General features: G+C 70.4%; 17 protein-coding genes. 9 read left to right on the top strand and 8 right to left on the bottom strand.

The features are described 5' to 3' along the window. The first annotated feature begins 19 nt into the window (after positions 1-19). A complete protein-coding gene (locus EV382_RS33100; RefSeq protein ID WP_208758398.1) occupies positions 20-3,052 on the top strand; it encodes an ATP-binding cassette domain-containing protein in 3,033 nt (1,010 codons plus the stop codon). Positions 3,053-3,059: 7 nt separating this feature from the next. Here the strand turns inward: EV382_RS33100 and EV382_RS13325 are convergent, their stop codons facing one another. Beyond that, the gene (locus tag EV382_RS13325; protein WP_130401944.1) at positions 3,060-3,839 is read right to left on the bottom strand and encodes a MerR family transcriptional regulator; all 780 of its coding nucleotides are present in this window, start codon (positions 3,837-3,839) and stop codon (positions 3,060-3,062) included. Between the two features lie 324 nt (positions 3,840-4,163). Between EV382_RS13325 and EV382_RS13320 the strand changes: the two genes are divergently transcribed. From EV382_RS13320 to EV382_RS13295, 6 genes are all read left to right on the top strand, one after another. Then, positions 4,164-4,526, top strand: a complete 363-nt coding sequence (locus EV382_RS13320) for a hypothetical protein (protein ID WP_130401942.1) — start codon at positions 4,164-4,166, stop codon at positions 4,524-4,526. 146 nt (positions 4,527-4,672) lie between these two features. Then, entirely contained in the window at positions 4,673-5,047 is a 375-nt protein-coding gene (locus EV382_RS13315) for a class IIb bacteriocin, lactobin A/cerein 7B family (RefSeq protein ID WP_030328340.1), read from the top strand. Between the two features lie 27 nt (positions 5,048-5,074). Beyond that, entirely contained in the window at positions 5,075-6,241 is a 1,167-nt protein-coding gene (locus EV382_RS13310) for a YcaO-like family protein (protein ID WP_130401940.1), read from the top strand. Continuing rightward, complete coding sequence (locus EV382_RS13305; RefSeq protein ID WP_130401938.1) at positions 6,234-7,631, top strand: TfuA-like protein; 1,398 nt, start codon at positions 6,234-6,236, stop codon at positions 7,629-7,631. The genes EV382_RS13310 and EV382_RS13305 overlap by 8 nt, the downstream gene beginning before the upstream one ends. A 10-nt stretch (positions 7,632-7,641) precedes the next feature. Further along, positions 7,642-9,768 carry a B12-binding domain-containing radical SAM protein gene (locus tag EV382_RS13300; protein WP_130401936.1) on the top strand — a complete coding sequence of 709 codons (2,127 nt, stop codon included), beginning with the start codon at positions 7,642-7,644 and terminating at the stop codon, positions 9,766-9,768. 365 nt (positions 9,769-10,133) lie between these two features. After that, the gene (locus tag EV382_RS13295) at positions 10,134-10,496 is read left to right on the top strand and encodes an STAS domain-containing protein (RefSeq protein WP_244236663.1); all 363 of its coding nucleotides are present in this window, start codon (positions 10,134-10,136) and stop codon (positions 10,494-10,496) included. Here EV382_RS13295 and EV382_RS13290 read toward each other — a convergent pair whose 3' ends face one another. Both EV382_RS13290 and EV382_RS13285 read right to left on the bottom strand, forming a co-directional pair. Next, positions 10,497-11,720 (bottom strand): PP2C family protein-serine/threonine phosphatase, encoded by a 1,224-nt coding sequence (locus EV382_RS13290; RefSeq protein WP_244236662.1) that lies wholly within the window; start codon positions 11,718-11,720, stop codon positions 10,497-10,499. A 103-nt stretch (positions 11,721-11,823) separates the two neighbouring features. Continuing rightward, entirely contained in the window at positions 11,824-12,291 is a 468-nt protein-coding gene (locus EV382_RS13285; protein ID WP_130401932.1) for a MarR family winged helix-turn-helix transcriptional regulator, read from the bottom strand. 113 nt (positions 12,292-12,404) lie between these two features. Here EV382_RS13285 and EV382_RS13280 point away from each other — a divergent pair, with 113 nt between their 5' ends. Beyond that, complete coding sequence (locus EV382_RS13280) at positions 12,405-13,481, top strand: epoxide hydrolase family protein (protein WP_130408771.1); 1,077 nt, start codon at positions 12,405-12,407, stop codon at positions 13,479-13,481. A gap of 75 nt (positions 13,482-13,556) precedes the next feature. On the opposite strand, the gene EV382_RS13275 is transcribed toward EV382_RS13280, so the two are convergent. The 5 genes from EV382_RS13275 to EV382_RS13255 form a co-directional block, all read right to left on the bottom strand. Beyond that, a complete protein-coding gene (locus EV382_RS13275; RefSeq protein ID WP_244236661.1) occupies positions 13,557-16,769 on the bottom strand; it encodes a fascin domain-containing protein in 3,213 nt (1,070 codons plus the stop codon). 114 nt (positions 16,770-16,883) lie between these two features. Next, positions 16,884-19,061 carry a DUF5010 domain-containing protein gene (locus tag EV382_RS33095; RefSeq protein ID WP_130401930.1) on the bottom strand — a complete coding sequence of 726 codons (2,178 nt, stop codon included), beginning with the start codon at positions 19,059-19,061 and terminating at the stop codon, positions 16,884-16,886. A 133-nt stretch (positions 19,062-19,194) separates the two neighbouring features. Next, positions 19,195-20,931, bottom strand: coding sequence for a ubiquinone-dependent pyruvate dehydrogenase (gene poxB / locus EV382_RS13265; protein ID WP_130401928.1), 1,737 nt, complete (start codon positions 20,929-20,931; stop codon positions 19,195-19,197). A gap of 77 nt (positions 20,932-21,008) precedes the next feature. Then, positions 21,009-22,091 (bottom strand): DUF3533 domain-containing protein, encoded by a 1,083-nt coding sequence (locus EV382_RS13260; protein WP_130401926.1) that lies wholly within the window; start codon positions 22,089-22,091, stop codon positions 21,009-21,011. 152 nt (positions 22,092-22,243) lie between these two features. Next, positions 22,244-23,041, bottom strand: coding sequence for an acetoacetate decarboxylase family protein (locus EV382_RS13255; protein ID WP_130401925.1), 798 nt, complete (start codon positions 23,039-23,041; stop codon positions 22,244-22,246). A 372-nt stretch (positions 23,042-23,413) separates the two neighbouring features. Here EV382_RS13255 and EV382_RS13250 point away from each other — a divergent pair, with 372 nt between their 5' ends. Continuing rightward, entirely contained in the window at positions 23,414-24,352 is a 939-nt protein-coding gene (locus EV382_RS13250; protein WP_130401923.1) for an SDR family NAD(P)-dependent oxidoreductase, read from the top strand. Positions 24,353-24,613: the final 261 nt, after the last annotated feature.

Below are 24,613 nucleotides of genomic sequence, written 5' to 3'. Positions count from 1 at the left end.
ACGATCCGAGGAGACGCTGATGGGTGGCGCGGTGGAGGATCCGTCGGCCGGCGGCCTGATCGGCTTCTGCTCGGACGGCGTACGCCAGGTCTGCCGTCTGGACGGCCCGGCGGCCGGCTGGCTGGTGACCGGAGGTGAGGCCGACCTGTTCGCGGTTCGTCGGGCCGGGATCAGCCCCTCGCGTCGGCACCATGTGGCCCGGCTGCCGGCGGGTGGCCTGGTGCCGACGTCCACCGCGATCGGCGCGTGGCAGTTGATCCTGGTGCCGTTGCCCGGTACGGAGTTGCGCGGGCTGTCCCGGCGCGACCTGTCCGTGCTGGAGCGGCATGTTCGGCTCGGTCGAGTGGCGGACGAGGGGGCGTCGCTGCGGGCGCGGGCCGCCGCGGTGGAGCTGGTCGCAGCGGTGGACCGGGTGCTGGTCACCGTCGCTGACGCGTTGCGCCGCGGGCAGGCGCCCCGGCAGGCGTCCACCCTCCGCGGACGCGAGATCATTTCGCTGGCGCAGGGGAGTGCCCTCACCTCCACCGGCGGGGCGTGGTGGCTGCGCAGCGCCGGTGGGCAACTGCGACGCAATGACGGTGGCCCGGCGGAGATGTCGGGGGAGCGGGAGTTGCTGCTGGTCGCCGAGCGGGACTGGGTGGTGGCCGAGTCGCCGTGCGCGGTGGAGAGCCACGGCAGCTGGGACCTGCTGGTCAACGGTCAGCTTCGGTCGGCCGTCGACCAGCATGTGGCCCGGCTGCTGCGGATGGTGGAGACCCGGATCGAGGAGGCCGACGCGGCCTTGCTGAGCGCCGTGCGGCGGCGCCGGGAGACCGACGCGGCGATGCTCGCGGCGGCGGCCCGCCGGTCGATCGGGGTGATCGGCGCCGGCGGTGCGGTTCCGGTTCCCGATGACGAGGCCGGATTCGACAGGTACGGGCGGGCGGCGTCGGTGGTGCGGGTGGTCACCGAGGGGATGGGCAGCCCGATCAACGAGCCGGCCGACCGCAGCCGCGCCCCGCTCGACGACCGGGCGGCGGTGCACGCGGTGACCCGGGCGTCCAGCCTGTTCCTGCGTGAGGTGCGGCTTCCGGAGCGATGGTGGCGGCGGGACCTGGGACCACTGGTGGGGTGGCGGGCCGGCGATGACCCGGAGCGGCCCGTCGCGGTGCCGCTGATGTTCCGCCGGGGCCGCTACCACCAGGTCGACCCGGACACCCGGGCGTACGCTTCGATCGACGCGACAGCGGCCGCCACGTTCGCCGCCGAGGCGACCGAGGTGCAGGCGCCGCTGCCGCCGGCCGCTCGGATGCGCCACCTGCTGCGGGCCGGGCTGGTCGGTGCGTCCCGTGACGTGCGTGGTCTGGTGTTCGCCGCCATCTGCGTGGCACTGCTGGGCCTGGGCGTGCCGCTGGCCACCGGCGAGGTGCTCGGCCAACTGGCCCGGCAGGGCGAGGTGACCGGTCTTGTCGGTTTTCTGGCGCTGATGCTCAGCGCCGCGGTGGTCGCGGGGCTGGTGGGTGTGGTGCAGAACCTGCGTCTGCTGCGGTTGGACGGCCGGATGCAGTCCGGCGCGCAGTTGGCGATCTGGGACCGGTTGATGCGGCTGCCGGCCCGGTTCTTCGCCGGTCGCAGCAGCGGCGAGATCGCCAACTCGATGTTGGGGATCTCGTTCGTCGGTGAGTCGTTGAGCGCGCTGCTGCCGCAACTCGTCACGGCGGCCGCCACCGTCGCGGTGACCCTCGGCATGCTCCTGGTGGTCGAGCCCGTGCTCGGGCTGTGGGGAGCGGGGATCGTCGCCGTCACGATGCTGACCTTCGGCGGGTTCGCCGTGCTCATCGTCCGCCAGCAGCGATCCGCGTTGCCGGCCGAGCACCGGGCGGCGGCGATGACCAACCAGTTGCTCGGCGGCATCGTCAAGATCAAACTAGCGGCCGCCGAAACCCGTGCCCACGCACGCTGGTCGGAGGTGACCGCGACGGCCCGAGCGGCGCTGCAACGGGTCCGGCAGAGTCAGGCGGGCCTGGTCGCCTTCGGCACCGTGCTGCCGATCGCCGGTCAACTGGTCCTGTTCGCCGTGCTGATGGGGCCACTCGCCGGTCGGGTCGCGCCGGCCGACTTCTTCATCCTCAACGTTGGTTTCGCGATGCTGCTGGGCGCGCTGTTGGTGCTGGTGTCGGCCGGGGTCGAGGTGATCGCGGCGGTGCCCCGACTGGGCAGCCTGCGGGAGATCCTGCGCGCCGACCCCGAGGCACGGCCGGACCGGGTGGACCCGGGCGAGTTGCGCGGCGAGATCGCGCTGCACCGGCTCACCTTCGCCTACCAGCCGGACGACCCGCCGGTGCTCACCGACATCGACCTGCACGTCCGCCCGGGTGAGTTCGTCGCCATCGTCGGACCGAGTGGCTGCGGGAAGTCCACACTGCTGCGGTTGCTGCTCGGCTTTGAACGCCAGCAGCAGGGCGCCGTGCTCTACGACGGCCAGGACCTCTCCGAACTCGACGTGCACGCGGTCCGCAGGCAGTGCGGCGTGGTCCTGCAGGACGGTCAGCTCTTCGCCGGCTCGGTACGCGACAACATCTGCGGCGCCGGCAGCTTCCCCCTCGACCAGGTCTGGGAAGCGGCGCGGATGGCCGGCCTCGCCGACGACCTGGAGGCGCTGCCGATGGGGATGAGCACGATGGTGCCGTTCGGCGGCGGGACGCTCTCCGTCGGGCAGCGGCAACGGGTGCTGATCGCCCGCGCGCTGGCCCCGCTACCCCGGATCATCTTCCTCGACGAGGCGACGAGCGCCCTGGACAACCGGACCCAGGAGGTGGTCAGCCGGAGCACCGCGGCCCTGGCCGCGACCCGGGTGGTCATCGCCCACCGGTTGTCCACGGTCCGTGCGGCGGACACCATCGTCGTCCTGGACGCCGGGCGGATCGTCCAGCGGGGCACCTTCGACGAGTTGATGAACCAACCCGAGGGGCTGTTCCACCGGTTGGCGCGGCGGCAACTGCTCACCGAACCGGAACGGTCCGACACAGTGCCGGAGAACCAGCGGGCGGACGGCCAGCCCGCCACCAGCTGACAGCCGGTCAGCCGATGTCGATGACAGTGCTGTCCTCCAGGCACACGTCCGCGTCGAGGTGGTTCTCCAGCAGCTCGGCGATGTGCGCCTCCGACTGGTTCTCCACGGCGAGCCGGAACGCCTCGGTGAGCACGTTGACCACGCCCTGGGTCAGCAACAGGGTTTCCCGGTCGAGATCGGCCCAGGACGACCGGGCGTCGCTGCGTACCAGCTCCGGGGCGAGGGTCAGCAGCCGGGCGGTGACGGCGGCGACCAGCTCGTCGGCGACCGGCCGGAGGCTGTCCAGCACCTCGCTGAGGGTTTGCAGGGCCGGCACCGTACCCACTCGGACCCGATGCAGGTCCAGGGCGGCGCGCAGCGGGCGGGGCCGGACGGTGCGGACGGTGCCGTCGGTGGTCCGGCCGATCACGCCGTGCCGGGTCAGCGCGTGGGCCAGCGCGGGACGGTCGGCGGTCAGGCGTTGCAGCATCGCGGTGAGCCCGTCGGGCGCCTCGTCACTGGCCCGGACCCCGAGCATCGCCTCGATGGACACCAGGTTGAAGCCCTGTCGTTGCAGGGCGAGGATCGCGTCCAGTCGGCGGACATGGGAGTCGTCATAGAGCGCGGCCCGACCGTGCCGCACCGGTGGGGGCAGCAAACGGCGGGCCTGGTGGGCTCGGATGTTGCGCGGCGACATCCCCACCTTGCGGGCGAGCTCCTCCACGCTGTACCCGACCGGGCCGCCGGGCGTCGTCGTCACCTCGTCGATGGTCACGGTGGCCTCCGGCAGCACTCGGTGACGGAACACGACAACCCCGTCGAACCGCTGTCACGCTGGGCGGTCCGCCGATCGCAGCGTAAGGCTGGGCACCGGGCGGGTAACAGGCGAGGAATTACTACTTGTCCAATGTGGTGACAATCATTAGGATCACCATCCGCCGCAAGTCGCTGATTCCCAATTACCCGACTTTCGCCGCAGCGCGACCTTTTCGCGGCCACATTCGATGAAATTCCCGCTCTCCGGGCGGACCGGATCCACCGGTGACCCACGATGAAACGAAACCGGCGGCCCGGAACCTCCCGCGCTGCCTGTCGCCGCCCCGGGGCGGTCGACCATCGAAGGGAGCAGGGTGTGACACCTGTCGATCGAGCGGTCTTCGTGGCCGCGTACAGCCGGCTGGTCGCCGACGTCTGGGCCGACCCGGCCAAGGAACAGGCGCTCGACCGGGACCCGCGCGGCTTCCTCGCCGGCTACGGGCTCCAGCTGTCCGAGGACGTGCAGGTCCGGGTCGTCCGGGACGTCACCGACGCCGATCCGGACCTGGAGGTGCAGATCGAGTCCTGGCAACAGGCCGGCAGCACCGGCACGTTCGTGCTCTTCGTGCCGTCGCTGCTGCCGGTGGCTCAGGCGGAATTGGCCGAGGACGAACTGGACAGCGTCGTCGCCGGGCTGGACCCCAGCTGCGCCTGCTGCTGCCCGTGCTGCTGCACCTGACACCGAAGTCTGCCGCCCATTGGTCGGCGCGGCAGATTCTGATGGCAGTCAGCCGAAATCGTTGATTGTCGAAGCTCGATCTTCGTAGCGTTCTCGCCACGGCGCTCACACCCCGTCTTACAGCCACCCGAGGAAAGGACCGAACGATGAGCAACGACGAACAGGAATATGGCGCGAGGTTCGTGACCAAATACTCGGAACTGGTCACCGCAGTGTGGCGCAGCGACGAGGAACTGCAGCGCCTGCTCGCCGACCCGACCGGCTACGCGACCGCGGCCGGCCTGCCGGTCACCCCCGGAGCCCGGGTCGAGGTCGACCGCGCCCAGCCCGCCACGCTCTACACCAAGGACCAGATCGTCGCCGACTGGGCCGGCACGCCCGGCCTGCACATCCTGCACGTGCCCGAGGTGCCGCTGGTCGACCTCAACGAGCTCACCGAGGCCGAGCTGGAGACGGTCGCCGGCGGCGTGGCCCCCATCGCCGACAACAACGTCAACATCATCGCCGTCCTCATCCTCTGAGTTCCCCACCCCCCGCCGGGAGCCTCGATGACTGACACGACCGAGACCATCGCCTTCCGATCCGGCACCTACCGGACGGCCACCGTGGAGCAGACCTGGGAGCGGGTCGGACACCTGCTCGACCGGTTCCGGATCACCCGGGTCGCCGACATCACCCGGCTCGACGAGATCGGCCTACCGGTGCACGTCGCCTACCGGCCGGTGGGAGCCACCATGGCGGTGAGCGTCGGCACCGGCGCCACGGCGATGCAGGCCCGGGTCAGCGCGGTCATGGAGAGCATCGAGTCCTGGCATGCCGAGAACCTCCGGCCGGGGACCGTCGTCCGGTCCCCGGCCGAGGCGCTCGACCTGCCCTACGACGTCCGGTGGCTGCACCTGGCGGAACGGTCTCCCCTGACCCCTGCCGTCGAGCTCGACTGGGTGGCTGGCCGTGGGCTGGTGACCGGCACAGGTTGCCTGGTGCCCCGCGCCACCATCGAACTCGATTTCACCATCCGGCGTGGCTGGGACCGCGCTCTGTTCACCCCCAGCAGCAACGGGCTGGCCACCGGGAACACCTTCGCCGAGGCCAGCCTGCACGCTCTGCTGGAGGTCGTCGAACGCGACTGCATCGCCCCGTACTGCACCGCACCGCTGGCCGAGCGCACCTACGCCGACCCGGGCACCGCCACCAACGCGATGACCCGCACGGTGCACGACGCACTGCTGCGGGCCGGTTGCTGGGTGGAGGTCTGCGACATCACCAACGCCGTCGACGTACCCTGCTACGCCGCCTCGATCTGGTCGGAGGACCTGCCGGTCACCTTCGGCGGCTTCGGCTGCCACCTGGACCCGGAGATCGCCGTCGGTCGCGCCATGGCGGAGGCAGCGCAATCGCGGCTGGTCATGGTCTCCGGAGCCCGGGACGACATCGACGCCACCGCGTACCAGGATGTCGGCGGTCCGCCGGTGCCGCCGCCCACCGTCGACCGGCCCGTCCGGCCGGTCCGCCGGGACCCGCCACCGGTCGGGGACGTGACCCAGGTGCTGCGCGAACTGGCGTCGCGGGTGCAGCGGGTCACCGGCGTCGAGCCGTTCAGCGTCGACCTGACCCACGACGACATCGGCATACCGGTGAGCAAGGTTTTCGCCCCCGGCCTGCGGATGTTCGACGAGCGGGCCCTGAGTACCCGACCGGGAGTGCCCCGTGACTGACGTCGTCTTCATCGGTCCGAGCCTGCCGGTCGACGAGGTCGGTCGGCTGCTGCCCGACGCGGTGGTGCTGCCGCCCGTCGCGCACGGCGACCTGCTCCGCCTCGACGTCGCCCCCGGCGACCGGGTCCTCGTCATCGACGGGTTCTTCCTGCAACACCCGCCGGTCCGCCACCGGGAGATCCTCGACCTGCTGGACCGTGGCGTGACCGTGGCCGGGGCCGCCAGCATGGGCGCACTGCGCGCCGCCGAGCTGTGGCCGTTCGGTATGCGTGGTGTGGGCGAGGTGTTCCAGCTCTACCGCGACGGGGTCGTCACGGGCGACGACGAGGTCGCCGTCGTGCACGGGCCCGCCGAGGAAGGCCACCGCGCCTTGAGCGTCCCCCTGGTGAACATCAGGGTCGCGCTGCGCCGCGCCGTCGCGGCCGGCGCGCTCAGCGACGCCGAGGCTGCGCTGCTGCTGACCATCGGCCGGGACCTGCCGTTCCGGCGGCGGTCGTACCGGGCGCTGGAGCGCAGCGCACCACCCGAGGCGGCAGCCATGGTGGACCGGTTCCTGACCTGGCACCGGCAGGACCCCTGCGACACCAAGGGCGCCGACGCGCGGATGCTGCTGTCGATGGCGGCGGACAACGCTCCGGAGCTGTGCCCAGCGCACGCCGGTGACCAGCCGATCGACAACCTGCACACCCGCTTCCTCGACAGCTGGCGCTCGCGGTTCGCCGGCGAGTCGGTCGGCGGGCACTGGGCCAGCGACCGGGAGGCCGCCGCGGTGCTGATGCTGCTGCATCCCGAGTCGGCGACCTGGCACCGGCGGGGGGTGCTGGCCGGGCTGGCCGAGGTCGACATCGCCGACCCGATGGTCGAGGAGCGCGCCGGCGAGGTCGCCCGTCGGCGCGGGCTGATCGGTGCGCCGCGGAGCGGGTGGGACTGGCTGACCGACCGGGAACGGGGTCTCGACGACCGCGAGGCGGTGCTGCGGCTGCTGGTGCGGGCGTTCGGCACCACGCCGTACCGCAGTTTGGCGCTGTGGATGGTCGCGGCGCCGTTGCGTACCCCCGCGATGCTCACCGCGGCGCGGCAGGTCGCGGCGACGGCGGCGTCGCTGAACGAGACGCTCGTCCCGCGTACGACGGGGAATCGCCGCCCGGGTGGTCGGCTGCACTTCCGCACCGAGATCGTCGACGCGTGCTTCGCCCGGCTGTGGGGCTGTGCCGTCGACGAGGTGGAAGCGGCGGCGTGGGACCGGGGCTTCGTCGACCTCGCGGCGTTCCGGTACGCCGCCGAACCGTTGGTCGCATACGTCAAGGCGTTCGGTGCCCCGCGACTGCCAGCGGTGGGCACGCAAGCGCAGGAGGACACCCTGGCCGGTTCAGCGGCCCGGGTCGGCTGAGGAGGCATCGATGAGCGGCACGGTGAAGGCGGCACTGATCTACCCCCCGCTGACCGATCCCACCTCGGGATACCACTCCCTGAACTACCTCGATTCGTACGCCCGGGCCCAGGGACACCGGCCGGCGGAGATCATCGACGCCAACATCGAGGCGTTCCACCACTCGTACACCCCATCGGCGTACGACTGGCTTCGCAAGGAGCTGTCCCGGCTCTCGATCGACGACCTCAGCGGCCCGGACGCGCTGATGGCCCGCGCGAACCAACTCGGCCTGCCCGACCCGGATCCGGAGCGGCTACGTCGGTCGGTTGCGGTCCTGCAGGACCCGACACTGTTCTACGACTACCGGCACTACCAGGACGCTGTCGACGGCGTGATCTCGTGGATGGACGCGCTCGGCACGGTCGGGTTCCCCGGGCAGTTCCACGCCGGCTTCCGGCTCCACCCGCCGCCGATGATCTCGATCGGCTCGGTGGCCGCGCTGACCGACGAGGCGCTGCTCGCTCGGCTCAACCGGCCCTTCCTGCCGTACTACGAGGACGTGCTGATCCCCCGGCTGGCCGCCGGTGGGCACCAGGTGATCGGCATCAGCGCCACTTACCAGTGGCAGCTGCCGTTCGCGCTCTGGATCGCCCGACTCGTCCGGCAGGCCTGCCCGGACGTCTTCCTCATCGCGGGCGGCACGGAGATCTCCGACGTCTGGAAGTGCGCCAGCAAACCGGAGTACGTCTTCCAGGTGCTGGCCGACTTCGACGCCATCGTGGTCGGCGAGGGGGAGAGCGCGTACACGGAGATCCTGGACGCGGTGGCGGCCGGCACCCTCCCGGCCGGGCACCCCAACGTCCGGCTGCACCCCAAGTACGGCCGCCAGCGTCACCTGCCCCTGCGCTACGAACGCCTGGCGCAGGTGCCGGTGCCGGACTTCTCCGGCCTGCCCTGGGACCTCTACCTCAGCCCGGAGCGGTTCGTCTACTACTCGCCGACCCGGGGCTGCTACTGGAACAAGTGCACGTTCTGCGACTACGGGCTGAACACCGACGGTCCCACCAGCCCATGGCGGCAGGACACGGTGAGCACCATGATCGCGGACGTCACCGAGTTGTCGAAGTTCGCCAAGTTCATCTACTTCTCGGTCGACGTGCTCGCTCCCGCGACCATCCTGCGCTTCGCCGAGCAGGTCGTCGAGCGAGGGCTGGACTTCCGCTGGGGTGCCGAGATCCGGCTGGAGAAGTACTGGTCGGACGAGCGCTGCGAGTTGCTGCGGCGCAGCGGCTGCGTGGCCATCTCGGTCGGCTTCGAGTCCGGCAACCAGCGCATCCTCGACCTGATCGACAAGGGCACGAAGCCGGAGCAGGTACGCCGCACCATGACCGCGATGACCAAGGCCAACATCGGTGTGCAGATGATGGGCTTCACCGGTTTCCCCACCGAGACCCGCGAGGAGGCGCTGGACAGCATCACCTTCCTGCGCGACAACCCGGACCTGTGGACCCTCGGCGGGCTCGGTGACTTCATGCTCACCCCGGGCGCCATCGTCGCCAAGGAACCCGACCGGTTCGGCATCACCAACGTGCGGCCGGTGGAAGGGTCGGACATCGTCCGGATGCTCCGCTACGACGAGCCGGTGACCGAGGCGGCGCAGGCCGAGATCGCCCAGGCCAAGGCTGGCCTGAACCCCGGGCACTACCACCGTCCGTGGCTGGGCAGCACCGACACCCCGCACACGTTCTTCTACCACGACCGGTACGGCACGGCGGTACGCGGCGTTCTCGCCAACGACCGGGTCCGGCACGACACCGACGACCAGACCGAGTTCCTCGCCAACGGCGCCTTCGTGGACCGCGACGACGAGCAGGTCTGGGAGGCGTACCGGCGGATCCGGTCCGACGAGCAGGAGGGCACCCCGGGCGACCTGCCGGCGGACCGGCACCTGTTCCGCCGGGTCGACGGTCAGGTGTTCGCCCTCAACCGCAGCAGCCGGCTGTTCCTGGATCTCTTCAGCGCGCCGCTCACCCTCGCCGAGGCACAGCGTCGGCTCTGGATTGTCGAACCGACCGTCGCGGACCGGGTCTGGCGGACCTTCATCGGGCAGCGGTTGATTCGCCGGCATCGGCTCCCCGCCGAGCCGGCGCGCTGATCCGAGCCCTCGGGGCGCCGAGCGAGTGCGGCGATCACACGCCGGACCGGCGGTCGGCGAGACCGTCGCTGGCGTCTACCGCGGCGATGACCCGCGATGCGACGTGGTGGCACCTGATCTGACGGAATTTCTCGACCGGCTACGTGACACGGTCGAGGTGTTCGCCGCCACGGGCACACCCGGCGACCTGTAGAAACGACCAACGATGGCCGCCGGATATTTCGCCTGGCGAACTGACCGAGTGGCTGGCGAAACTGAGCGCGGCTGGGTTGCCGACGAAACGGTGAGGTTCGACCTACGCCGGCAAACGGCGGTTCACCTGTTCGCGCACTAGGCTGAGCGGGATCATGGGTGGGGAGGATGCCGTGGATCTGCTGATGTCGGTCCGGCCGGGGCGGGGTTGCACCGTGCTGGAGGTGCGCGGCGAGCTGGACATGGCGACGTCCCCGCAGCTGCGCGACGGTCTGCAACGGCTGGTCGACGGCGGCGACCGGCACATTGTGGTGGATTTCGCCGGGGTGGGATTCATGGACTCCAGCGGGCTGGGCACGCTGGTGGCGATGTTCAAGGCGCTGCGGGATGTCGGGGGGCGGTTGTGCCTGGCCGCGGTGCAGCCCGCTGTGCGCAGCGTGCTGGCGGTCACGTCGGTGGACCGGGCTATCGACGTCTACGACAGCGTGCCGGCGGCGGAAGCGGATGTGCGTCCCACCGACACGGCGGGCCGGTAGTCAGTCGGGCAGCGCGGTGCTGGCGCGTGCCTGGTCGGCGCCGGCGCTGGTGTGGCGGTCCTCGCTGTGCCCGCCGTGCCAGTCGACGATGAACAGGGTGGCGTCGTCAGCCAGCGTCGGTCCGCTGACCTTCAGGACGGCGTCGGCCAACGCCCGGACGGCCTCGCGCGGGTGCAGACCGGCGAGCGACCGCAGCATGGTCGGCAGATCCAGGCTGGCGGCGTTGCGCTCCCGCACGCCGTCGGTGACCACCACCAGGCGGTCGCCAGGGCGCAGCGTGATCTCGCCGGCCTGGTAATCGGCCTCGGCGAACATGCCCAGGGGAAAGTTGCCCGGCAGCGGCACCGCCTGGGTGTCCCCGTCGCGTACCAGCATCGGCGGGACGTGCCCGGCGTTGAGCAGGGCGCACACCCCGCTGCGCAGGTCGAGGCGGCCCAGCACCGCGGTGACGAAACTGCCGGGCACGGCGCTGTGCCCGGCCAGGTCGGCACTCGCGGCCGCGGCCTGTTCCACCAGGCCCACCCCGCGCCGGCGACCGTTGCGCAGGCTGCCCACGCCGAGGGTGGCCGTCAGCGCGCTGGCCACCCCGTGACCCATCGCGTCGGTGACGCTGAAGTGCAGCACGTCGCGGGCGAGGCTGTAGTCGAAGGTGTCCCCACCGACGCTCGCGGCGGGCTCCAGCCAGCCGGACAAGGTGAACGCGCTGGCCTCACAGGTGAACGAGCCGGGCAGCAGGCGGCGCTGGATCTCCCCGGACAGGGTGAATGGGGTCGTGCGTTGCCCCCACTCGAAGAGGTCGGTGTGCCGCCGGTTGGCGATCACCACGAACGCCAGCACGTGCGCGGTGCGGCCGATCTCCGCGAGTTCCCGCGCGTCCGGCTCGTTCGGCAGGACCATCTGTAGCAGGCCGATCGCCTCACCGCGGTCGGTCACCGGCGCCCACACCGTCCACCCGTCTGACTGCGCCATGACGCGCACCGTCTGGGTGCGCAACGACTGCTCGGCGGGGCCGCCGTCGAAGGGCAGCACGGTGGCAAGTTCCTCACCGTCGCGGCGCCCGGCGCCGGCATCCGTGAACGGCACGTGGGCCAGCCGCACCAACGCCCGGCCGCTGAGGTCCGCGATCAGGAACGCGACGTTGCGTGCTCCCAGCGCCGCGCCGAGTTCCCGGGTGACCGCCTCGACCGCCTCGACCGGCGAGGCGTTCTCCGCCGCATCCAACATGTGGGCCATTATCGGGCCCGGACCGCTCTGCACCCTCGGAGCCTACGAGAGGCGGCCGGCCGCCGCCGAGCCTACGACGACCGTCATCGTCGCGGTGCCACGGCTACTCGGGGGTGCCGGTTCGCCGGTTGTGGTGGTTCAACAGCGTGGACAGCAGCTCGGTCAGCCGCTGCCGCTCCTCGGGTGACAGCGGGGCGAGCAGTTCGTCCTGGGTTTCGGTCAGCCGCTGCTCGAGTCGCCGCAGCTGCCGATTGCCGGCGGCGGTCAGGGTGACGATGTTGCGCCGCCGGTCGGCGGGGTCGGGGGCGCGTTCGACCAGTTTCTGGTCGGCCAGTTCGTTGATCGCCGCCACCATGTCGCTGAGGTGGATGCCGCTGCGGCGGCCGAGCGTGGCCTGGCTGGCCGGGCCGAACTCCTTCAGCGTCGCCAGCAGCCGGTAGTGGTAGCCGCGGGCGCCGACCGACGAGAAGCCCTCGGCCACCAGGCGGTGCGCATGGCTGGCGGTCTGGGTGAGCAGCCAGCTGGGCAGGTTCTCCCAGGTGGTGGGCGTCTGGTCGGGTGGGTTCTCCATGTGACAAGCCTAACGAATCGTTCGGAGCGCCAATGATTGCGATATCGTTCGGGCAGTAAACGTTAGCGACCCGAACATTTGAACGTCGAATGAACAGCGCTGGAGTCAAGAGCATGATCAAGCCGTTCCGCATCGACATCCCGCAGGCCGACCTCGACGACCTGACCGACCGACTCGCCCGCACCCGTTGGCCCAACGAGGTCGCCGACGCCGGGTGGGACTACGGCTTCCCGCTGGGGCGGCTCAAGGCGCTGGCTGAGCACTGGCGCACCGGTTACGACTGGCGCGAGCACGAGGCCAGACTCAACGAGCTTCCGCACTTCACGACCGACATCGACGGCCAGAACATCCACTTCGTCCACGTCCGGTCCTCGAAACCGGACGCACTCGCACTGATCCTCACCCACGGCTGGCCCGGCTCGTTCCTGGAGTTCCTCGACGTGATCGAGCCGCTGTCGCGCGACTTCCACCTGGTGATTCCGTCCATCCCCGGCTTCGGGTTCTCCGGCCCGACCCACGAACGCGGCTGGGACACCGTCCGGGTCGCGCGAGCCTGGGCCGAGCTGATGCGCCGCCTGGGGTACGAGCGCTATGGCGCGCAGGGCGGTGACTTCGGCGCGGGCATCTCCACGACGCTCGGGGCGGTGGCACCCGAGCAGGTCGTCGGGGTCCACGTCAATTACCTGCCGACCCGGCCCGACCCCGACGTCGAGGTGTCCGAAGCGGATGAGGCCCGACTGGACAAGGTCCGGCAGCTGATGGCGAACCGTCCGCCGTACCAAGCTCTGCAGGCGCTCACCCCACAGACCATCGGCTACGCGCTGACCGACTCCCCGGTCGGGCAACTGGTCTGGATCGCCGAGCGGTTCGCGCAGTGGACCGACCCCGCCACGCCGGTCAGCGACGATCGGATGCTCACCGATATCTCGCTGTACTGGCTGACGGCGACCGCGGCCTCGTCGGGCCGGTTCCACCACGACGCCCCGCGGGGGAGCCAGCAGCCGTGCCGCGTGCCGCTCGGCGTGGCGGTGTTCGCCCACGACATCACGCAGTCGGTGCGCCCGCTGGCCGAGCGGCTGTACGACATCCGGCACTGGTCGGAGTTCGACCGCGGCGGCCACTTCGCCGCGATGGAAGTGCCGGACCTCCTCGCCGAGGACATCCGGGACTTCTTTGCTCACCTTCAGTAGGTGACGTGGTTGTGCGGCCCAGGGCCAGGTGTGGCACGGATTCGTCGTGCCACACCTGGCCGTCCAGCTGCCGGATCAGCCGTTGAGAAGGGTGAACTTCTCCCAGGTGTCGATCGCGTCGCGGTTGGCGATCAGCGGATCAGCGCCGTAGTTCGGGGCGGTGACGTACTTGCCGTTCACCGCGGCCCGCAGGCTGACCGTGCCGTCCGAGTTCCGGATCAACGCGAACGTCTCCCACGTGCCGATGGCCGCCTTGTTGGCGATCAACGGCTTGGTGCCCTTCTCGGCGGCGGACACGTACTGGTTGTTGATCCGGGCGCGGAGGGCGACGTTGCCGTTACCCAGGTCGATCAGGTCGAGCCGTTCCCAGACGCCGATCGCGCCGGCCGCGGCGACCAGTGGGCCCGCACCGGCGTCCGAGGCGCTGACGTACTTGTTGTTGACGACCGCGCGCAGCACGACCGGCCCCTGCTGGCTGGGCGTGGGCGTCGGCGTGGGCGAGGCCGTCGGAGTCGGCGTCGGCGTGGGGGAGGCCGTCGGCGTCGCGGTGCTGGTCGTGCCGACGAGGATCCGCAGTGCATCCACCATGCCGATGCCCGACGGACCCTTGTTGACGATGCGGATGGTGTGCGTGCCGTTCGTCATTCCGGTGCGGCTGAACACCACCTGCTGGACCTGCCGGCCCGTGTTGACGTACAGGTTGATGTTCTTCTGGAACACGTCGTCGATGTAGACGTCGACGGTGCCCTCGTCGCCGTTGCGCTCGGTGATGTACTCGACGCCCGTGCCCTGGAAGGTGTACGACGCGGTCGCGCCGACCACGGAGGTGTAGTGGACGTCGTCGCTGTAGTCGCCCACGCCGCGCTTGTTCGTGAGGAGCCAGTTGCTGTCGTACGTCAGCAGGGTGTTGTTGACCATGGAGCTCTTCGCGTCGAGGCCGAGCGTGGAGGCCGTGCCCGCGAGGTGCTTCTCCACCTGGTTGGCGGTGCCACGCAGGGTGGTGGCGGTGTAGCCGGAGAGCGGCTTGGCGGTGCGCTCGACGACGTACGTCGTGTTCGCCGCGGTGGCGAAGCTGATCTCCGCGGCGGAGCTGGTGGTCAGGATCGCGTTGTCCGAGGTACGACGCACCCGCAGCTGCTGGCCGCTCCACGGGTTGACGACCTTGGCCTGCTTTCCGTACAGGCTCTTGATGCCGATGTACTTGACATCGCCGGACTCACGCTCGGAGCTGACCTGGAAGCCGTCCTTCGCCAGCAGGGTGAACTTCCCGACGAAGCTGGAGTCGGTCGGCACGGCCGGGAAGACCCGGATCTTGTCGTTGTACGACTGCAGCAGCGACTCGTTGATCGCCATCAGGTGGTTGCCGAGGTACTCGAAGACACCGTTGTCGTTGGCGGTCAGGCCGTTCGGGTAGTTCTGGTACCGCTGCGTCAGGTACTTCATGCCCTGGAACGCCTCGTTGCCCAGGCCCAGCCGGGCGGCGTGCACCTGGTCGTTGGCCCAGATGTTGTCGTACGGGTGCGGCCGCGTGTTCCAGGTGTTGATCATCGTCTGCTGGTCGGAGTAGCCGATGCCGCTCTGGTCGTTGGGCCAGAGCACCTCGAGCGCGACGTTCTCGCCGTTGCGGATCGGCGAGGTCGGCGGGTCGTGCGGCAGGTAGCTGCCGTTCTGCACCTGGTACGGGGCGAGCTTGCTGACAATCGTCTGCCAGTTCGAGCGCAGCCCCGAGTCGAGGCCGAGCTGCTGGCTGGCCGCGACGGTCAGCGGGAAGAGCATCCGGACCGCGGCGAGGTCACTGATGGCGTTGCGGACGTCCCAGTAGGTCTCGCGGGCGTTCGAGGACGCCATGTAGTACTGGTCCTTGGCGGCGTCGTAGGAGAGCTTGTCCTCGTAGAACTTCACCACCTCCCGCATGAACGGGTACGCGGTGTTGCGCAGGTACGTCTCGTCGTTGGTGTACCGGTACTGCAGGTACATCTGGTAGGCGACCTCGGGGCCGGTCGAGTAGAGGTCGTTGACGAAGTCGCTGTTGATGGTGCCCCGGGCGTTGCCGTCCCAGCCCATCGTCTCCGGCACCCAGAGCCCGTCGCTGCCGTACCGGGTGGTCGTGTACGCCTTCAAGGCGTCGTAGTTGCGGCTCCAGAGCCGGTTGGAGGTCGCCACCAGGTCGGCGTGGTTCGAGGCGAAGAACGAGTTGTAGATGGCGCGTTGGTTCCAGTGCCAGTACGCGTTGGTCCACTTGCTCTGATCCTGCGTCGCCCGGAACACACCGTTGATGAAGTGGAACGGGTAGTTCCCGTAGCCGCCCGCGGCGATCATGTACGTCGCCAGGTAGTAGACGTTCTCCAGGTAGTCGGCGTCACCGCTGGCGTTGGAGTACTGCACGAAGGACTTCGCCCAGAAGTCGTGCCACCAGGTGCGGTAGCTGCTCAGGGTGGTCGTGTACCCGGTGGTCTTGACCGTGGCGAGCTGGTTACGCGCCTGGCTCACCGAGTCGAAGCTGGGAGCGTTGACGCGGCTGGCCGCGGTGAACCAGATGGTGTAGCTGTTCGTCGGGGTGATGTTCAGCCGCACCCGCCGGCCGTCCACGACCTGTGAGGTGAAGGCAGCCCCCTCCACCGTCGCGGCGAGGGTGTAACCGAAGTGGTTCGGGTCGGCCTGGCCACGGCTGATCCCGACCCCGGAGGCGTCGGCGAAGGTCGAGTACGTGCGCCAGGTGTTGAGGTCGGGCACGTCGGCGATGTTCTGGACCGTGTTCGGGTCCCAGAGACTCAGGTCCAGGCCGATGCTGCTGACCCCGGTGCGGGTGTCCTCGACGTGGATGCCCATCACCTCGGAGTTCGGCGAACCCATGACGGTGACGGTGCGGTTGCTGTCGTACTTCGTGGTCAGCGTTCCGTCGTACAGCGACAGCCGCTGCTGGAAGGTGGTGTAGCCGGTGTCGAAGCCGGGGTTGCTGAACAGGTTGACGGTGCCGGCCGCGTAGGTGGACTGCTCGGCCAGGTCCACCCCGGAGACCTGCATCGACAGGCCCTTCTCGCTCCAGACCATCGCGCCGGTCCGACCGTTGCCGACGGTCAGGCCGTGCAGCGGGTTGGTGTTGGGCCGGTTGTAGACGACGTCATGCTTGGCGAGGTAGCTCGCGTAGTCGACGTTGAGGGCGCCGGTGGCCGCGTTGAACGCGGTGTCCGTCGCCGCGGCCGGGGCCGCTTGGGGCGGGGCGGTGGCGACCAACGCTCCCGCGAGCAGGAGGGCCGCCGCCACACGCAGCGGCTTGGTGAACTTCACGAAGATCCTTCCGATGATCGTGCCGAGGCCGCCGGGAGGGGTCTCCTCCCGGCGGCCGGTTCGGCTGGTGTTGCACCGTGGTGCCGGAGTGGGGGCCCACGGCGCGCTCGGGCGTCAGGCGCTCGGCAGAATCCACTGCTGGTTGGCGCTGCCCGCGCAGTCCCAGATCTGCAGCCGGGTGCCGTTGGCCGAGCTCGGGCCGGTCGCGTCGAGGCAGCGCCCCGACTTCGGGTTGACCAGCCGGTTGTTCGCTCCCGCCTGCCACTTCTGCGCGGTGGTGCCGTTGCAGTCGTAGAGCTGGACCTGAGTGCCGTTGGCAGTGCCGGCGCTGGTGAGATCCATGCACTTGCCGAGGCCCCGGATGGTCCCGTCGCTGGCCACGGTCCACTTCTGGGCGGCCGTGCCGTTGCAGTCGTAGAGCTGGACGGCCGTGCCGTTCGCCGTCTTGGCGCCGGCGATGTCGATGCATTTGCCCTCGTACCCGACGATCTGGCCGGTACGGGACGCCGAAGCCGTTGGGGTCGGCGTCGCCGTCGCCGTCGCCGTCGCCGTCGCCGTCGCGGTCGCCGTCGGCTTCGGCGTGGCGGTCGGCGTGGCGGTCGCCGTCGGCTTCGGCGTCGCGGTCGCGGTGGGCGTGGCCGGCGTCGTCGTGACCGCCTGCCAGTAGTTGACGTTCAGCGAACCGCCGAGGAACTCCAGCCGCACGGTGTGGTACTTGCCGGCGGGCAGGGAGAACGTGCCCGCGTCGACGGTCTGGTAGGTCTGCCAGTCGCCGGTGTTCGGGGTGGTGATGGTGGGCCCGGCGATGCCGTCGACGACGAACCGGAACCGGGTGTCCGGGTTGGGGGTGGCGACGCGCGCCTTCAGCGTGACCGTGTTCTGCAGCGGCACCTCCTGCCACTGCAACCACTCACCGTCGGTGACGGAGCCGACGTTCCAGCCCCCGCCCGCGTCCAGCGACGTCTGGACGTCCAGGTCGCCCGCCCGGTACTCGCTCCACAGGTTGCCGGGCGTGCTGTCCTGGTGACTGTCGGCGGTCTCCGCCTCCACCCGCAGGTCGGCCGGGAACGGGTTGCGGGAGTAGCGGCGCAGGACGTTGAGCATCTGGTTGGGGTAGTCGACCAGCCGCTCGGCGTACGTGCCGGCCGCCATCCGCCAGACCGCCGCGTTCTCCTCCCAGTCGGTGAAGCCCTCCACCAGGGTGGCCGCCGCGCCCGCGTTCACGGTGGCGTTGAGGTTGTTGGCGAACGTCTGGCCGTGGTTGGGCTCGATGACCATGTTCGTGGTGTCGCGGACCATGCGGAACCCGGGCACCGCCACCCCGTAGCTGCGACCGTTGAAGGTCACCAGCGAGCGTCCGCCGTTGGGCATGTTGAACCAGGCGTTCATACCGCCCGCCACCGTGCTCACCGTCGGGTCGAGCTGCATCCAGGTCTGGTCGAGGTTGAAGAACGGGTCGGCGCCGAACTCCGCCTTCGCCCGGTCACGGACGTACTGCAGCATCTTCGCCGCGTTGCCGTTGCCCTGGTTGACGAAGAAGGTGTTGCTCAGCGACCACTCGTAGACCACCGGACGGCCGTCGATCTTGAAGCGCAGGTTGTCCGGTACGGCGGTGAAGAAGGCGCGCAGGTTGTTGTCCCAGATGTACTGGTAGCCGCCCTCGCCGGTGCCGGTGGTGTCGGCCAGGTCGAAGGGCGGGTCGTAGCCGCCGCGGTTGTGCACGGCCAGGTTCTTCCGGTCCGTCATCGACGCCGGGGTGTCGTCGAACGCGGCGATCTTGAGCTGGTCCGCGACGCCCCGCCGGTTGATCGCCTGCACCAATTCGGCCAGCAGCCGGGGGTCGCCGCCGCCGTTCGGCACCGCGGTGCCCGGGGTGTAGCCCCGCAGGACGGGGGCGACGAAGTCGACGCCCGCGGAGACCAGCTCCTCGACGTAGTTGTCCCAGAACTTGGTGCGGTCCGCGCCGCCGAGATACATCGGCAGGTTGAAGATGGTGTTGCCGTACCCGTTGTACGGGCCACCGTTGCGGGTGCCGTCACTCAGTCCGAACGTCACGCCGACCGGACCGGTCGCGGTGGCGCTCCGACCGGGCAGGCTGGTGCCGCCGGTGACACTGACCGGTGCGGCGGCGGCGGTCGCCGTGCTCACGCACAGCGCGCCGGCGGGGAGGAGCAGCGCGAGGCCCAGCGCGACAAGCGGGCGCGAGAGCGTCCACCGCCGCCGGGGCCGGTCGCCCGTCGAGGGAGGTGGGCTGCCGTCGGGGGTGGAGCTGGGTGATCGGCCGGAGCGCATCGGCGGGTCGTCCTTTCAGTGTTGCGTGTTGTCCGGGTACCACGACGGGTTACGAATGGGTACGGTTCACCGCAATGTGCGACGAGGCCGACCGGGCATCGCCCGGCCGACCTCGACGAGGCAGCCCCGCGCGTCAGATGAGCGGAAGCTCGTGCAGGTTGGTCTTGACCAGCTCGACGATCTCGTCACCCCGGCCGGACAGCACCGTGCGCGTCGCGAACAGCGTGAAGCCCTTGAGCTGCTCGTACGTGATCTTCGGTGGAATGGAGAGCTCCTGCCGGGCGGTGCGGGCGTCCACGACGGCTGGCCCGTCGTGCGCGAACGCGGCGCGCAGGGTCTCGTCCAGCTGGTCCGCGCGGTCCACCCGCGCCCCGAACAGCCCGGCGCCCCGGGCCACCGCCGCCAGGTCGACGTGGTCGAGCTCCGTGCCGTAGTTCACGATGCCGGAGGCCTTCATCTCCAGCTCCACGAACGAGAGCGCGCTGTTGTTGAACACGACGACCTTCACCGGCAGGTTCAGCTGACGCAGCGTCACGAGTTCGCCGAGGAGCATGGTGAGGCCGCCGTCGCCGCACAGGGCGACGACCTGCCGGCCCGGCTGCGCGGCCTGGACGCCGATGGCCTGGGGGAGGGCGTTCGCCATGCTGCCGTGGCTGAACGAGCCGATGAGCCGCCGACGACCGTTCATGCTCAGGTAGCGGGCCGCCCACACCGTCGGCGTGCCGACGTCGGCGGTGAACACCGTGTCGACGTCGGCGATCTCGTCGACCCGCGCGGCGACGTACTGCGGGTGCATGGGCCGGTCCGGCGGTGTCGGTGCGGCCAGCCGGTCCAGATTCGCGCGTACGCGCCGGTAGTGGCCGGTCATGGTGTCCAGGAAGTCGCTGTCGACCTTGGGTCGCAGCAGGGGCAGCAGCGCCCGGGCGGTGTCCTTGACCGTGCCTACCAGCGGCACGTCGACCTCCGTGCGTCGCCCGATGTGCTCACCCCGCACATCCACCTGCACCACCGGGACCTGCGGTTTCGGGTAGAACTGCCGGTAGGGGAAGTCAGTGCCGAGCATGAGCAGCGCGTCGCAGTGCTCCATGGCCCGGTAACCGGAGCTGTAGCCGATCAGCCCGGTGAGCCCGACGGTGTACGGGTTGTCGTACTCCAGGTACTCCTTGCCACGTAACGCGTGCACGATCGGGGCCTGCAACAGCCGCGCGACCTCGACCGTTTCGTCGTGCGCGTCGTGGCACCCCGCGCCGGCCAGGATGGCCACCCGCCGCGCGGTGTTGAGCACGTCGGCGGCGCGGGCGAGGGCGGCATCGTCCGGGACCACGTGCGATGAGGTGCCGGTCACCGGGCGGGGCCGCGGCGCGGGCGCGGCATCGGCGAGGAACAGCTCGCCCGGGATCACCACGACGGCGACCCCGCGACGCTCCAGGGCATTGCGCATGGCGATGCGCAACAGCCGCGGCACCTGCTCGGCGGTGCTCGCCATCTCGCAGTAGACACTGCACTCGCGGAAGAGTTCCTGCGGATGCGTCTCCTGGAAGTACTCGCTGCCGATCTCCTCGCGCGGGATGTGCGCCGCGATCGCCAGCACCGGCACCCGGCTGCGCTGCGCGTCGAACAGCCCGTTGATCAGGTGCAGGTTTCCCGGCCCGCAACTGCCGGCCGTTACTGCCAGCTCCCCGGTGACCGCGGCCTCGCCGGCAGCGGCGAAGGCGGCGGCTTCCTCGTGACGCACGTGCGCCCACTGCACGTCGCTGCGACGTAGGGCGTCAGTGAACCCGTTCAGCGAATCACCGGGCAGACCGTACACGCGCTGCACACCGGATGCTGACAACGTGGCGATGATGGCGTCGGCCACTGTCCTGGCCATGGTTTCTCCCCCTGATATCGGTAGCACTCGTCGCGGGGTAGGCCCGCCGACCGGGTGCGGAATCGTGATCGGTACGGCTACGCCTGGCTCGGCGACGCCGCCGAGCTGACCTGTGCCTTCCCGCGGCTGGCCACGAGCGCGGCGACGGAGCCCACCACCGCATATCCGGCGAGCACCCAGACCGAGTGGGCGACGGCGTGACCGGCGAAGTAGACGGTGTTGCGGACCGCGGTCGTCGCGGCGCCCGGCGGCAGCCACGGACCGATGCCGCTCCAGAACGGTGGCAGCAGGCTGTACGGGTAGGCCCCGCCGGCGCTCGGATTGCCCAGGACGACGAAGAGGGTGACGGCGACGCCGACGCCGATGATGCCCATCAGGTTCTGCAGTGCGACGGTGGTGGCCGCGGCCGCGAAGACGACAAGTGAGCCGAACAGCCACAACGCACCGAAGTGCCCCGGCAGGGCGTTCATGACCGGGCCGACGATGACGGCTCCTCCGAGTCCGGACCCGAGCGCGTAGAGCGCGAGGACGCCGAGCCGGATGACGGTGCGGTGGACGTTCGCCGGGCGCGCTCCGGCGGCCATGCCGAGGATGGCCGCGGCGAGATAGCCCCCGACGATCCAACCGAGGGCCAGGTAGAACGAGGACATCCCCCGGCCGTCGCCGGCATCGGGCGGCCGGATGTCCACCACCTGCAGCTGCCGATGCTGCTGGGCCTGCACCGCCTGCGCGATCTGCTGCACGGTGGTGGAGACCGCGACGCCACCGGCGGACGCGACCAGCAGGGTGTCGGTGGTGCCGCCAGCGTCCACGACGATGGCCGCCTCGACGCTCCGGTCGAGGATGAGGGCGCGTGCCTGCTGCTCGCCGGGGATGCCGCGCGCGAGGAGCGGCTCATCGGGCAGGCGGTTGAGCTGCGCGACGGCAGCGTCGGACACCGAGGCGGGTGCCACCACCGCGATGGGAATGTGGTGCGGTTTCGGCGCGTGGAACGCGCCGATGTAGGAGAGGACGAACCCCATCTGCACCGCGAGAACGGCGACGACGAGCAGGATGGTGCGCGCGCTGACCGCGTCGCGTAGCTCGGCGCCGAATCGTGACCGGGGTGTGGTCGATGCCGGGCCGTCGGTGGTGTCGGTGGATGTTGTCGTGGTAGCCATGTCGTCCTTCGTCGCTCAGCGCCAGGGAGGCAAATGCGGAAGTGGTGCCGGGCCGGCACAGGGGTTCGCGCGACGTCCGGCAGACGAGGGATCCGTGCCCGGTGGTCGGGCGCGGGGCCCTCGTCCGCCGTCCGGCGGGCCTGCCGTTCGGGTCAGGCGGTGTAGTCGATGAGGGTCTTCAGGTCGGTCACCGTGTAGGCGAGGTGGAAGCGGTAGCCGGCACCCGTGCGCTGGATGTTGAGGTCGGCGAGCTCCTCACCGGGCGCGTCGGGGAAGGACAACTCGCCGGTGCCGGCCCAGGCCTCGGCGACGGCGAGGTCGTCGAGGACGGCCAGCACCAGTTCGTGCACGGCCGGCTGGTCCTGCCGCTCCTTGGCGAGGCGGGGGAAGTGGCGGAGGTTGACCACCGGTCGCAACGCGAGGGCCCTCGGGTCGGCCACCGGCTGCTGCAGCGTCACCCGAGCCTCCGCGATCCGCCGGCCGGAGGCTGAGGCGGTGGCGCCGAACTGCCCACCGGCCGCGACGGCCGGGGTGGCGGGCTCGCCGATGGGGTAGGCGCGCGTCTGGTGGACGCTGCCGAGCTTCTTCGGGAAACCCTGGACCCAGCCGCGGGCCATCGCGGCGTCGTTGTCGACGTAGATGTACGGGCACCACGCCACCGGGGTGTCGTTCCACCGGGCGTCCAGCGTGACGAAGAACTCGTGATACTGGGCGCGGGCCGGGTCCAGGTACTCCTTACCGGTCGAGGAGTACTGCCAGTCGATGAACAGGGCCACACCGTGACCCGGCGTGTCCGGGTCGAGGACGAGCCCCTCGGGCAGCGTCGCCGCGGCGGCGGCCGGGTCGGCGAAGAACTCGACGGCAACCACGGTGCCCGCGTAGTGCCACGGCGGGGTTGGCGCGAGGTTGGCGACGCCGCGCGGCGACAGGGGAACGGTGTAGCCCTGCATGGGTCACTCCTTGTGGTAGCGGACGTTCACGGCGAACCGTTTGGTCGTCGGTGCGGACGCGGGCCACGGCCGGGTGACCGGTGGCACCGACGCGGACAGTGTGTGACCGTCGGGTGAGCCGGATCATCGGGCGAATGACTGCCGTTGCGACCGTGATTGAGCAGCGCCGTCGTCGCCACACCCCCGGCTGCCCGCTGCCGACGGCGGCGTCTCACCCGACGACCCGGCGGGACGCGAACGCGAGGAGCAGCTCGCACCCGCCCGGGCGGGCACCACCACCAGGGAGACAGTCATCTGACTGATGCCGCCCGCGCCGATCCCGCAGATACTCGCGGTTCGACTGTCATCGGTGTGAGTGGTGGTGGGGTACCCATGTCCAAGGTTGTTCTGGTGACCGACGCCGGCGGTGTGCTGGGGGCGACGCTGGCGCGAACGCTGGCCGACGGTGGCCACCGCGTGTTCGCCGGGGTCGACCCGCAGCGCGAGGGGTACCGGGCGGCCCTGACCGAGCACGCCGCGTATGCGCGGGAGCATGCAAAGTCCCTTACCGGCGTCGACCTGCCGCTGGGAGATCAGCGCGCGGTCGAGGGCGGGGTGGCCACGGTGGTACGGCAGGCCGGGCACATCGACACGGTGGTGCACGTGACCGAGTGCGCTGTCACAGGTCCCGTCGAGTCCTTCACCGCCTACCAGCTCACCCAGATGTTCGACCGGGCCGTCCTGAGCGGCCAGCGAGTCAACCGTGCCGTCCTTCCGCACCTGCGGGATCAGGGGTCCGGCCGGATCCTCTGGGTCAACCTGCGCCCGGCCACCGCGGGCCGCCCGGACGTCGGGCTGGTCTCCGGGTTCAGTGCGCTGAGCGATCGGATCGTGGCCGGCTACGCCGATGAGCTGACGCCCCTGGGAGTCGAGGTGTGCGCCGTCACGGTGGAGGTCGACCGCATCCTCCTGCACCCCGAGCTGCCCGCCGACCGGGGGGTCGCCGAGGCCTACGCGGCCTGGCCGGAAAGCGGTGCCCCGGCTGCGGCGGGCTGGACCACACCGGCGGGCCGGCCCGCCGGTACCGGGCCGGAGACGACGGTCGCGGGCCAGGACGAGGTGGTCGCTGCCGCGATCGCCCAGGCCGTCGTCGGTCTGCTCGGCCACGCCGACCCGCTGCCGTGCCACGTACTGCTGGACGGCGAGGGGCGGCCTGTCATGAATGTCACCGGAAGATCATCAGGGCGTTGGCGGTCCGGGACACCGACCCGAAGGATGGGCCCAGCGTCGTCAAGGCGGTGGCTGGACTGTTCCGAGGGCGTCGGTGATTAATCCCCGTCAGCTGGGCCGGGCCGGTTCTTGGCGATCCACGCTCGAACGGCTTTGCCATCCCAGACGCGACCCATGCTCAAGGTGGCGAGAGGGTCAGGGAATGGCCGCGCCGGTGGGTGTCGTGCCGCCCTCCGATACCCACGTGACGCATTGCGGTCACCTACGGACGCTATGATCCCGCCTCGTGTCGTCGGGCCGAAGTGACGTCTGAGCGTTATGCAAAAGACGTACCCCTGGTCGCGGCGCGTGCACAACGGTTGG

It is taken from the genome of Micromonospora violae (assembly GCF_004217135.1).
GTDB classification, from domain to species: Bacteria; Actinomycetota; Actinomycetes; order Mycobacteriales; family Micromonosporaceae; genus Micromonospora; species Micromonospora violae.
The sequence above is the reverse complement of the archived record's forward strand: the minus strand, read 5'-3'. Positions and strand labels throughout refer to the sequence as shown.